Source organism: Paenibacillus sp. JT31N17 (assembly GCF_056269255.1).
Genome location: NZ_JBWDNP010000005.1, coordinates 108281 through 121539, shown reverse-complemented (window position 1 = coordinate 121539; position 13259 = coordinate 108281). Strand labels below are relative to the sequence as shown.

Here is a 13259-nt window from a genome sequence, read left to right as displayed (position 1 = left end):
TGGAAGGCGTGCAACGAAGGTGGCAGCAATGGAATCGCAAGGCGCATACGGTTTTGTGGGCGCTTGTTGTAATTGGCATTATCGCGGCTTTGCCGCTCGGCGTAACCCGCTGGCAGATGGAGAAAACCTCCAAGCAGGTTGAATATATATTCGACTATCGCGACTTGGTGCAAATCGCTTCCTATAAAGCGCGTCCGCAGTCGTTTATCCAGGAGCAGCTCGGTCATATGAAAGATGCAGGCTTTACGACGATGGCTTTGTATGAAAGCTCCCTCCAGGAACTGCGCTGGGCTGGACGCCTTTCCCTGTATAATTCGGATCAAGCAGGAGAATTGGAAGGCAAGCCACCGGAAAGCGATGAGAACTTCACCTATGTTCTGTTTAATGGGCCGCAGGAGGTTCAGGCATACCGGGATCTCATCACAAGTACATTCAAAAGCTGGGATATCCAAGCTTCTCCATGGTCCTTCGGAGGACACGAAGGGCTTGTGATTGAAACGCCGATGGAGGATGCGGTGTTAAAGCAAATGAATCCCGATCCGCTTGCTGTGCAGACGCTGCATGATGCCGGATTTCAAATTCTGCCGCGTTTGTCCGACCGGACGCCTTTTGACGCAGCGGCGGTTGAAAAACTGTTTGCAGGTTATAAAGAGCTTGGTGTGACGCGTGTATTGTTTGACGGAGATGCTGTCAAAGGTTACGAGGACAATGCCGAGAAGAGCAGCTTATATACATTTGCCGAAATTCTGAACAAGTATGGCATCGGCATTACGGCGATTGAGAACTCCAAGCAGCAAAAAGGGATGAGCACGCTCGCCTATCTGACGCATTATAATGTAACCCGTTTATACTCACTTTCGGAAGGTGATGCTTATTCAATGGAGTCGGAGGCCATTGCCGACCGCTTCCATCTGGCGGCGAAGGATCGCAGCATCCGCATGTTCTATATTAATGGATCGCCGATAAGCAGTGCGAATAAGTCCGCCATTACGGACCCGCTGGACAACCTGTACACAGCTTTGGCAGGCAATGACGAGGAAAAAGGGGCAATCAAGAAGCTTGGTGAGCTTGGTTTCCAACCGGGCAGAGCAGTGGCATTCGACTATGAAGCGCCATCCTGGCACAAACCGCTTAAAGCCGTTGTCGTCCTTGGTGCAATCGCCTTTATTACGCTCCTGATCAGCGCGTTCATTCCGGGTGTTGCTATACCGGTATTCGTATTGGGCTTGATCGGCAGTGCAGGATTATATGTTCTTTCCAAATCAGCCCTGGAGCAGGGATTGGCATTAGGAGCTGCTATCAGCGCTCCGACGCTCGCTATTATATGGGCTATCAGGCGTGTGCAGGCACATACGGTGGGCAACAGGAGGCCTGTAGGCGGAGCTTCGGAGTCCGTCGTGCAAGCGAAGGCACAGTGGTTTTTTCCTGGAATCAGAGCCGGCCGCCGTCTTGCCATGGCGATTGCTTTGTTCGCCGCAACGGCCGTCATTTCTCTGGCAGGCATTCCATTTGTTACCGGTTTATTGAATAATATCACGTATTCGCTCGTTCTGGAGCAGTTCCGCGGAGTAAGCATGCTTCATCTGGCGCCAATCGGGTTATCCGCCTTGTATGTATTTCTTTATACAGGCGAATCTGTAATAGGCAATTTACGCCGGCTGCTAACGATGAAAATTACGGTTCTTGGTGTTGTCGTGGCTGTCATTGTTGGCGCAGCCGGAATGTATTATTTATCCCGGACTGGAAATGAAGGACAAACGACATCCATCGAAGTGCTGCTGCGCAATACGTTGGAGTCGACCTTCGGCGTGCGGCCGCGCAACAAAGAGTTTCTGTTTGCGCATCCCTTATTTTTCCTGGGCCTGTTCCTGGCGCTTCGTTATCGCGCGGCATGGGTATTGTTTATTGTAGGAGCGGTTGGGCAGCTGTCTATGGTCGATACTTTCGCCCATATTCATACGCCGCTGCATATTTCCATTATCCGCGTGCTGCTTGGTCTGGTGTTGGGCGCTATTATCGGATTTGTCATGATTGCGGTCTGGCAGGTTCTGGAGGGGGTCTGGAAACGATGGGTACCCCGCTCCGCGCAGGAGAAAATGAAGTTCAAACCCGGCGCATAGTTGTTTCCGGCTACTACGGCTTCCGCAACAGCGGCGATGAAGCGGTATTGAAATCGATTCTGTTCGCCCTTGAAGAAGAAGGCGCCAAGGCGGGCCTTAGGATTGTACCGGTCGTTCTGTCGGTCGATCCGGCGTGGACCACGGAGATGTACGGTGTAGAAGCCGTACATCGCATGCGCCCCGGAGCGGTTCTGGGCGCGCTCCGCGGCAGCGATGGGCTGATCAGCGGCGGCGGCAGCCTGCTGCAGGATGCGACAGGCGCGAAGACAATCCCTTATTACACCGGCGTTATGCGCCTGGCACAGCTGCTTCGCAAGCCGGTCTTTGTTTATTCCCAGGGCATCGGACCGGTGAACCGCCGGTGGATGGACCGGTTGATCCGCGGCGTGATGCGCCGCAGCGCATACGTGAGCGTCAGGGACGCCGAATCCGCCGCTTTGCTTGGGCGGATGGGCGTGGCTGCGGACCGGATCGAGGTTGTACCCGATCCGGTTATGGGCTTGCCGCTTCCCGGCGCGGCGCATTCGCGCGCCGGGGCGGCAGCCGGCCCTGGGACCGCTGGCGGAGCCGCGGGCCCGGGCCCTGCGCCTGCAGCGGCGGCGGAGCCTTTGCCGCGGGTGGGGGTGGGCGGGCGCCCATGGCGCACGGACGGCGCCGACCTTGCGCGCGTGGCCGCCGCGCTGGGCGCGCTGGCCCGCAGCCGGCCGGTGCGGCTGCGGTTCCTGCCTTTTCACACGCCATCTGATGCAGAGGCATCAGAGCGGGTGATCGAGCAGCTTGGCGACCTTGCCGGCAGCGGAAGTTCCGCTGAGATCGCCGGCTCATTGGATGATCCCCAGCAGATGCTGCTGGAGGTAAGTCAGTGCGACGCATTGCTTGGCATGCGCTTGCATGCGCTTATCTACGCGGCCAACCAATCGGTGCCTATGCTGGGATTGTCCTATGATCCCAAGATTGATCAATTTCTGAACCGCATAGACCTTCAGCCGATTGGAACAACGGAGCAGCTGGATACGGAGAAATTCGTTGCCGGAATGCTCAATCTGCTGGATGATCCCGAAGATTGGCATGCCAAGCACGGCAGGGCGATCGAGCTCTTGAAACAGGAAGCGCGCAGACCCGCGAAACAAATTATTGAGCTTTTGCGTTTAATCTAATAGAGGTGACAACCATAAATGAGTCAGTCTGCCTTGGCAAGTGTGCCGACGGTTTCGATATACGGCATCCGTTTTTCCAAGCTGAATATGCAGGATACTGTAAATTTGCTAACTGAATGTATTGAACAGCGCCAACCGACGCAAGTTATAACAGGGAACCCCATTATGGTAATGACGGCATTGGAACAAAATCATTTCCACGACGTAATGGCAGGCGCCGACCTGGTGGTCCCTGACGGCACGGGTGTTGTATGGGCAGCCTCTCATATTGGCCAACCGGTTGCCGAGCGGGTGCCGGGCTTTGATTTGATGCATCATCTATTTGAAGAAGGACATGTTCGCGGATGGCGTGTGTTTTTGCTGGGGACTTCTCAAGAAACCATTGAGAAGACCGCCGATATTCTTCAGCAGCAATATCCGGGGCTAACGATAGCGGGTTATCGCAACGGGTTTTTCGGGCCGGATGAAGACGAAGCAGTCATTAGGCAAATCCGGGAGTGCGCGCCCGATATGCTGTTTGTCGCACGGGCGGTAGATAATCAGGAGCCATGGATAGCCAAACACAAACGAGCCCTCCATGTACCGGTTATGATGGGCGTTGGAGGAAGCTTTGACGTTATTGCCGGCGTATTGAAAAGAGCCCCCAAGCTTTTTCAAAAGCTGCGTTTGGAATGGCTCTACCGGCTTTTGCAGCAGCCCTCAAGATACCGGAGGATGTTCGCTCTGCCGAAATTCGTCGTGAAAGTGATGCGAGATAAAGGAAACATTGGAAAACACCGCAAAGCTGCCTAGAAATCGCTAGTAAACCGCTATAATCGCTTGAAAACGGGAGTAGCGATTCTTTTTCATTCGGAGTATAATTCATTCCGGCGGTATTGGAAGAAACGGCTGGCGTCATGCACGACCGACTTGATAATGAAAGCTTTTGTCCCGGTACGGTACTGCTGCGAGTGACGACGATAATTGTTTCTTCGCCCCAAATGTAAGCGTGACTGAAGCCTGTATCATGCTTATGTTTTACGAAAGGGAGATGGAGATGGCTGAAGGCATTCTTTATGGAATCGGATTTGCAGTTTCACTTTGTATAGCGCTCGTGTTAACCCCGTTTGTTATTAAATTGGCTTTCAAGATCGGGGCTATAGACAAGCCTAATCATCGCAAAGTTCATACGCGTATAATGCCTCGTCTAGGCGGACTAGGTATATTTGGAGCCTTTGTAATTGCCTATTTCGTCATCAAACCATTCATTCCTGAAGGTATGCTTCGCCATTATGATTTGAATATTATCAACGCCCTTCTCGCAGGAGGCTCCATTATTGTCGTAATTGGCATGCTTGACGACCGGTTCGAGCTCTCCGCTAAAATAAAGCTTCTCGGTCAAATCGCGGCAGCGTGTGTGGTCGTATTTGGCTTTGGCGTCAAGATCGACCTGCTCAATATTCCATTCGGTGAATCGATGCAGCCTATTGCCGCATGGATCAGTATTCCCTTAACGATTCTGTGGATCGTTGGCGTCACGAATGCCATTAATCTTATCGACGGGTTGGATGGGCTGGCTGCCGGCGTATCAGGTATTGCGATCGGCACAATTCTGATTATGGCTGCTATCATGGGCTTTGCACCGGTCATTCTGTTATGTGCGCTGTTGCTGGGCGGTGTAGTTGGCTTCCTCGTCTATAATTTTCATCCCGCCAAAATTTTCATGGGCGATACGGGGTCTTTATTCCTCGGATTCGCTTTAGCCACCTTATCCATGCTGGGCTTTAAACAAGTGACAGTCGTTTCCTTTGTCACGCCGCTTCTCATTATTGGCGTGCCGCTCTCGGACACCTTCTTTGCCATTGTGCGCCGCTGGGTCAACAAGAAGCCGATTTTCGCACCGGACAAAGGCCATTTGCATCATTGTCTGCGCGAGCTTGGATTCAGCCACCGCCGGACAGTGCTGATCATCTATGCTATTGCCTCCTTCTTCGGCCTATGCGCGATTATTCAGTCAACGATCGTACAGTCCGTCGCGGCCAACTGGATCACCTTCGTAGTCATTCTGATCCTGGTTTTCGTCTTGCAGATAGGCGCTGAGCTGATAGGAATCGTCGACAAATCCAGGCGACCGCTCATCAATTTCATCCAACGCCTGTTCATGCGCACGGAGCAATCGCGAACGAAATAATGCCAATTGTAATTGGCTTCCAATAATTAGGGTTGGATAAATATAACTCCTCTTCCATCGCGAAGAGGAGTTTTTTGTTTTGTAAAGGAGCTTTTTTATCCGAAATGTCTAAACTTTTTCCAGTTTCGCACCGATAACAACATTACAACTAATTGAAATTTGGGTGCAAAAGAGTGGAGGAGGCTTACTGTGATTAAGAAATTAGGCATGTGGGTTATGTTGCTGTCCTTAGTCATTTCACTGCTGCCTATAAGCAGCGTTAAGACGGCAGAAGCAGCGACAGGGAATTTCACATTCCCGTCAGAGAGCGACCAGATCGGTTCACCGCGTATTACGACAGACGAGCGTATCACATTGCAAGGAACGATTAACAACGTAGATCCGTCGTCTATTTCTTATAACGTTTATCAAATTGTCAATCCTTCGACCGAAGAAGTTGGCAGCGAGCGCGAAAACTTAACAAGTAATGTTTCCCTTAATGGGTTCAGTATCCAGATATTCAACGTACAACTCTTTCCTGGTCTGAACAAGATTACGTTTAAAGGTACGCAGGGCGGTGGGGAAGTAACAAACTCCATTTTTGTTGAATACCGCAATGGCCCAATGCTGTATGACTTAACTGCGAGTCTGGATGGTAATCAGTATCCGATTATCGAGAACGGGACGACTGTCGTGCAGTCCAATGCTTCAAAAGGTCTCAACACGGCTGATATCAGCATCACGGGTAAAGCCCCAAATGCGCAGCAAGTAACGGTTGTTGTTAATGGCAGCAGCAAAACCTATTCGGTTAATAATACGAATGACAATACATTCGCCGCAGCACCTATCAATCTTAAAAAAGGAAAAAACCTGGTTACCTTCAAAATTGCGAATGGCACTCAGATTATCCAGACAACACGTGAAATCGCTTTTTATAATGGCAACGTAACCTTCTACGATGTGAATATCAATGAAACGTCAGATCCCGCCTCACCAACGGGCACGATTGATACGGGAGAAATGGAATATAGTCCGAATCTGGTAATCGACGATGGTAATGAGCTGATGATTACCGGTAAAGTTATAGTCCCGAACAGCCGATACGAAGTTACAAGTGGAACCCCTCCCACAACAGTTATGCTGCCGCACCCGAATCCGATTGCTTCACTAGGGGGGGATCCAAATGCTCTCAGCTCACTGAAAGCAGGAATCAAGTTGACAACTGCAGGAACCTATACGGATATCACAGGTGATATATCTTCTGTGTCAGTGGTAGGCACACCGCTGGAAACAGACAGCTTCTTTATTTATGAATATCAAATTGATCTTGGTCCTGCGTCAGTGATGTCTTTTGATCAATTATACAATGTCAAACTGACTGCGGATAATGAATACAATCGGCATGTGGGTTCAACAGACATCCAGCAGGGGACAGATGCTTTATATTTCTCACTCCGCAATGGAGACACACCATTTATCAGTCAAATCAATTATTTGCCGGGCTATAAGCCTACAGCCTTTGAAGGAATCGAAGGTGTTCCTTTGGAGGGTAAAAGTATTTACGGGCTTCCGATCGGGGTGGAAGTATTGATTGGGAATCCCGATGCTGTTGATAGTGATGATCTTAAAATCACGAAAATTCAGGATCTGTATGGCAACAAAAAAGACACATCATCGACCCCGACTGCAGATTCATTTGGTGTGGAGAAATCTAATACGATCGTTACCAAAATGGTTGACGGGCAATCGGTTTCATTCCGGCGCATTGTGCTGGAGTTTGCAAAAATGCCATTTGAGGGCACTCAGACGATCTTTATGAAAGTCGCTACAGGAGCAGAATCGACTGCCAAATTCACACTGTTATTCGGACCATTCGCAAGCTACAACAAAATTTATGATACAATGACGATTTATGATGATTCCACCAAAGTGCTGGGGGATCGTGTAGCTGAAATTATTGGTACAACAGCGAATGCTAATCCAGACAATTCGAAGCTGGGATTGTTTAGAGGTGAGCTACAGAATATTAATAATACAGATGAAATCCGATATGAAGCTGACACAACAACTGGACCACGTACGGTTTACTTCTACATTAATAATGTTCCATTTGCTCTGGAACCAGTTGATGGGGAACATGACACCCATTTTATACTGGCTTCCGATCCAACCGCTGCATTTAACGCAATGTTCAGTGGGGAAAATATAATCAAATTCGTATTTCAAGGCACAACAAGCTACTATGAAAAAACTGTAAAAGTAAACATCGTGCCAACCAACTTGCCGGTAATTCCGGCTCAAGCATCAGGTGTCTATCCTTTTACTTACGATGGTGCAGTGACAGATCCTAAACCGCTCGCAAATGATCCGAAGTTCCCTAAGCAGGGATCGATTTATACAACAACAGAGCCTTATATGAACATATTTGGAACTTTTGATTTTATTGATCTTGGTGAAACCTATGATCCAACAAACAATTCGGGATCAGTTAAAAGCAAGATGGATACTCTTCTAGTACCGAATAGTAATGGTCATAGACCTGCCGACGACTATATCCTGAATATCAGTGGAGCATCGCTTGCAAATGATATTCAATGGAAGCTCTCTGACCCTTTTATGGTTGTTAACGGGGATACGCCAGTAGGCATCTACCCAGCGAATGCGACCATTAATGGCGATCTGGTCGTGCAGTATAATCTGGCTAACCAGCAGTTCTCTTTTATTCTGAAGAGGCAGGAGCTTAATGCTGATGGCAGCTCGAGTGTTTATCTGTTTAATGTTTATAACAGTGGTACAACCGGTCCCAAAGCAACCTACCGCATGGAAGTTGATCCAACTACGCTTCCATACAAGGTTTTACGTCCATATCTGCCAGCCGAAGGTATCGTTAATAAAAACTTCGTTGATATAATCATCAATGCCAGAGGCGCTGATAAAGTTACAATTAATAAAATAGCAGCTGAGAAGTTCGAATATGATTACAATAACGATGGCGTTATCACGGACGAATTGGATTATCCGAATGCATTCAAATCAACGGTTACCGGGCTCAAAGCCGGTGTGAACAAAATTAGCTTCACCATCGAGAATGCAAGTGATAAAATCACCAGCTTTATAAATGTGACATACACACCAACGAATATACCTGGTGCTGAAGTTCTGGACGATATGAAAAGCTCCAACAAGGTTTTTGAAGGAGCTTTAACGCTTACTTTCCCTAAAGGTGCAGCTCTTATTCGACGTGATTTCAATGTGCCAAGCAATTTCAAGAACCAGGTTTTCTCCGGTCATAAACTGCTGTTTGCGATTGCCAATCCGGAAGATGGCGTCGTTGACCGTCGCGAGTATGACAATCCGCCAGCAGACTTTGATTTGATTATGCAGAACTTTGGGACAAGATTTAAAGTTTCCTTCCCAACCCGTTTCTCCAAATCAAGTCCTGTTTTCTGGGTAGATGCCGGATTGGCGGATGACTTGACAACACCTGGCTACGACCCCCTTACAATGGGTGTGGATCCGTATCAATATCCAGGAGCCAAGGGTCCAGGCGGTACTAAAATACCAACTTATGATGACAGGCCGGATGATCGTGAGCTTGTATCATCCAAGCGCGGAAGCCTGACATTGGCATTTGATCCAAGTATTCGCGATACTACAGGAACGATCATCACGGTGTTCCGTTATGATGTGAAGAACAAGTTCTGGGTGAATCTTGGCGGTGTTGTGGATACCAAGAAAAATACCATTACCGTTCCTTTTGATCAGTTTGGATATTATGTTGTTGCCAAAATGGTATACTCATTCTCTGACATTACCAATCATCCATACGCCAGAAATTATATGGAGGCTATCTTCTCCAAAGGTGTTATGAACGCAGCAAATTTTGATGACTTTGGAGCTGACATGTATACGGCGCGAGGTGAATTTACCCGTATGATGGTAAAAGCATTGGATATTCCGCTTAACTACGAGCTTAGCAAACCGCATTTCGATGATGTTGCGCCAATCATTAATCAGGATGCTTTATGGGATTATAGTTATATTGAAACAGCGGCTAGAGAAGGGTTAATCCGGGGAACGCAGCCTCGTACCTTCGAACCGAATGCTAATCTAAGCCGGGCAGATGCAGCTGTATTTATAGCTCGGGCTCTGGATCTCAAGCTTGAAACAGATCCAGCGAAGATCGATAAAGCTTTGCAGAAAACATTTAAGGATTATGGCGATATTAGTTACTATGCCAAAGCGTCAGTGCTCGCTGTGGCGAACAAAGGATATATTCAGGGTTCACCGGTCGATGCAAGCGACTTGAAAAAGGGATATGTATTTGAACCGCAATCTAATTTGCTTCGCTCAGATGCATCCGTTATTGTCGGAAAGCTGCTTGCTGATACGAAACGTTTACCTAAATTAACTTAATTAAAGCGGAACAAGGCTGTCTGGATTGCCAGGCAGCCTTGTTCCGTAATTAATACCTGTTTAAGTGGAAACCTAACTTTTAGAATGGGAAATGTTTGATATCGACGGAAACTGGGTATTCAAGCTATACTTAGCAATGTGTGAAAGCAGGGAGACTTCTACATAATACGTCAACGTACGATAAGTCTAAGCAGATGCCTTATGAAATTATTTTTGAAAATTTTTTTCCGGTATCGCAACTTTTTAAAACCTGCTGCGTTTAATTACATGAACGAGACGCAAACACCGACAACAAGCGGTGGAGAATACTTTGGAACATATTCACAGATTCCTCTTTACGCTAGTATTGACCCATTGTATAATGTTATAGTGGCAGAGGGACTCTACCAAAATTTTCTTGCGTTCATCAGTTTACAAGTTTCTGCGACATGTTCCTACAAGGAACGCCTAATGCTTGCAGACATCATTTATATGAATTGTGCTCTACTCTGGAAAGGGGGTGAATCAACAGATGAGTGAAACGGGCAAACAATATTACAAACACAACTCTCAACAACCGAAGGATTTAAGAGGAGGAGAAAAAAAGGTTATGAAAAAAAGTTTAGCTGTAATTGTAGCCGGTGCTATGGCTTTCTCGATGTTCGCTTCCGCGGCATTTGCTGCTGACGAGCAGAAGGACCTGACAGCACTTGAGAAATTCAACGCTCTGAAAGAACTGGGTGTATTTGAAGGTTATCCAGGGGGCGGCGCTGGTCTTGAAAACGAAATGACTCGCGCAGAATTTGCAAAAGTACTTAGCAAAATCTCAAACCTTACAGAAAACGCAAGTGCAGCTAATGTATACAGCGATGTATCCGCTACTCACTGGGCTAAAGGCTTTATCGGCGCTGTAACGGCTGACGGTATCATGGAAGGTCTTGGCGGCGGTAAATTTGGTCCGTCCGGCAAAGTTACAATCGAGCAAGTTGCTAAAGTAGCAGACGAAGTTGCTGGCTTGGAGCAATCCGATGCAGCAGTATCCGGTGCAGTATCCGCTTGGGCTAAAGGCTATGTAGCTGCAGCAATCCAAGCAGGGCTGATCGCTGAACTTCCTTCGTACAAAACAAACGCAACGCGCGAAATGCTCGTTAACGTTACTTACGACCTGGTAGAGAGCGGTACTAACCTTGTAACTGTTAAATCGACGAAAGTTATCGATGACAAGAACATTGAAGTAACCTTCTCCGATGATCAAGTTGTTAAGAAAACTCTTGATACTGCTCTTGTAGCTGGTCAAGACACGAAAGTTTCCGTTGAGTACAACGGCAAAACTTACGAAGTTACAGTTAAGCTGGATGTTCTTCAAGCAACTGAAGCAAAACAAACAGGCGCTAAGAAAATCACAGTTAACTTTAACCAACCAGTTTCCGCAACTGACAAAACAGATCTTACTTATGAGCTGAAATACAGTTTCTCACCATACCCGGTAACAGCTGAGTATGCTGAAGACGGTAAATCAGTAGTTCTGACAGCTGCATACTTGCCAGCAGGCGATTATGTGCTGACAGTTAAAGGCAGCCCGGCGATCAACTTGAAAGTTGTAGCAGAAGCGGCAACTAAAGTCGATATCACTGCCCCTGCTTTGCAAAAAGCAGCTAATCAATCTCTTGGCGTGAAACTTTACAATCAGTTCAATGAAGAAATGACTACAGCTAGTCCAATCATAAGTGCTATTAAAAGTTCTGTTGTAAATAACACGACCCAAACGCTTGCAATTTCCGATGGCAAGGTTGACCTGAGTAATGCTACTCTGGGAGACAGCGTTATGGTTCAAGCTGTATATGCTCCTGCTGGTCTTTCAAGCACTAAAACCCTTAAAGTTATCAATGGTAGTGCAGCTACTTCAATCAAAATTGGTACGGTAGCACCTTTGAAAGATAAAACCAGAATTTCCACTAATGAAACTGGTTTGATTCTTCCATTGACTTTGATCGATCAAAACGGTCAAACGATCAAGCTCCCGTCAGGTTCAAAAACTGCTGCCGCAAATGAAGACAGTTTTGAATACGGTGGATTGTTCTTCTATTTCAGTGACAAGCAGATTGCTGACGGAATAAACGTTGATTCTGATGGTGTTGTAACATTTAACACTAAAGGAAAAGCAGGTACTCTGTTTATTTCCATCACTAATGCAGCAACTGGTGCTAATGCAAACACTTCTGTTGTCGTATCAGGAGCAGCTGCAGTGAAAGAATTCCAACTGAATCACCCTGGTAAAGTAATTGTTAAGGGCGAAGACATTGTGTTCCCATTTGCAGCTGTTGATTCCTTTGGAGCTCAAATCGCTGGTAAGGATCTTAACCTGAGCAATGTACAATTCATGGCAGGGTTGCAATTAACTCAAGGGTACCCGAAAGTAAATGCTAAGGGCGAGTTGGTATTCAACTTTGCACAAACTGGTACATCTACTATCTACACATTTGTAAGTGGTCTGCAACAAACTAGCACTGTTCAGTTTGAAGTTAAAGACGTTGCTTACAAAACTGCAATTAATGGTATCAAAGATTTCACAACAACGCTTGAAGTCGGTGCTAATCCTGACTTCGACGCAGATAATATCACAATCGTTGACAACTATGGCCGTGTGTCGAACGTAACAGCTAATACTTATACTGTTAGCAGTTCAGCACCTAACATTGTTAAATACGAAAATGGTAAACTGCAAGCTGTTGCTCCTGGATCTGCTACTATTACTGTAGAAAATACAGCTCCAAATGCAGGTAAACCGGTTACGAAATACACGTTTAATGTTAACTCAGTTGCATCCGCTGATGTTAAAACTTTTGCAATTGATACCGTTGGTACTGTCTTCGGTAAATCATCTGCAGTTGATGCCGGTAACGCTTATAAAAAAGCAATTAAACTGGTTGGTAAAACAGCTAGTGGCACAACAGTTACTCTTGCTTCGAACAATCCAACATTTGTAACAAGCACAAACGAAGATATCTTGAAAGTAAGCTCTTCAGATAGTGCATCTGTATACGGTTTGAAAGCTGGTAAATCTACAGTAGCTGCATACTTCAATGGCGCTAAAGTTGCTGAACAAGAAGTAACGGTTTCTGAGGATGCTCCAGTCGTTAAAACAGTAGAACTGGGTGCTGACGAGTATACAACTACAAAAGGCGGTACAGTAAATGTTACTGTAACTGTTAAGGATCAATATGGTGTTGTAATTACAGCTCCATTCCAAATCCTTTCCAGCGATAAAGACATTGCAACTGCACCTGCTAATAGCACTGTTGTAACTGCTGGTAACAAATCAGGCAGCGCAACATTGACTTATGTTTCGTCTAACGGAACACAAGACACTGCTACTATCGTAGTTAACTAATACCATCTTTACTAAGAACAGGCGAGGAAAACCTCGCCTGTTTTTTT

Annotated in this window: 6 protein-coding genes; all 6 read left to right on the top strand. The window is 46.8% G+C overall.

Translation table 11 applies throughout. The annotated features are described in order from the left end of the window. The first annotated feature begins 8 nt into the window (after positions 1-8). Positions 9-2120, top strand: coding sequence for a DUF5693 family protein (locus tag AC0YOB_RS18335; protein WP_475794008.1), 2112 nt, complete (start codon positions 9-11; stop codon positions 2118-2120). Next, a complete protein-coding gene (gene csaB / locus AC0YOB_RS18330) occupies positions 2069-3277 on the top strand; it encodes a polysaccharide pyruvyl transferase CsaB (RefSeq protein ID WP_475794007.1) in 1209 nt (402 codons plus the stop codon). The genes AC0YOB_RS18335 and csaB overlap by 52 nt, the downstream gene beginning before the upstream one ends. 18 nt (positions 3278-3295) lie before the next feature. Next, positions 3296-4069, top strand: a complete 774-nt coding sequence (locus tag AC0YOB_RS18325) for a WecB/TagA/CpsF family glycosyltransferase (RefSeq protein WP_475794006.1) — start codon at positions 3296-3298, stop codon at positions 4067-4069. A gap of 244 nt (positions 4070-4313) precedes the next feature. Further along, the gene (locus AC0YOB_RS18320) at positions 4314-5447 is read left to right on the top strand and encodes a glycosyltransferase family 4 protein (RefSeq protein ID WP_210039277.1); all 1134 of its coding nucleotides are present in this window, start codon (positions 4314-4316) and stop codon (positions 5445-5447) included. A 189-nt stretch (positions 5448-5636) separates the two neighbouring features. Continuing rightward, positions 5637-9842 carry an S-layer homology domain-containing protein gene (locus AC0YOB_RS18315; protein WP_475794005.1) on the top strand — a complete coding sequence of 1402 codons (4206 nt, stop codon included), beginning with the start codon at positions 5637-5639 and terminating at the stop codon, positions 9840-9842. 511 nt (positions 9843-10353) lie between these two features. After that, entirely contained in the window at positions 10354-13212 is a 2859-nt protein-coding gene (locus AC0YOB_RS18310; protein WP_475794004.1) for an S-layer homology domain-containing protein, read from the top strand. Positions 13213-13259: the final 47 nt, after the last annotated feature.

What these genes read in the sequence shown, in the direction of transcription:
- AC0YOB_RS18320 (WP_210039277.1), top strand. Translation starts at nt 4,314, where the DNA reads ATGGCTGAAGGCATTCTTTATGGAATCGGATTTGCAGTTTCACTTTGT.
- AC0YOB_RS18325 (WP_475794006.1), top strand. Translation starts at nt 3,296, where the DNA reads ATGAGTCAGTCTGCCTTGGCAAGTGTGCCGACGGTTTCGATATACGGC.
- csaB (WP_475794007.1), top strand. Translation starts at nt 2,069, where the DNA reads ATGGGTACCCCGCTCCGCGCAGGAGAAAATGAAGTTCAAACCCGGCGC.
- AC0YOB_RS18310 (WP_475794004.1), top strand. Translation starts at nt 10,354, where the DNA reads ATGAGTGAAACGGGCAAACAATATTACAAACACAACTCTCAACAACCG.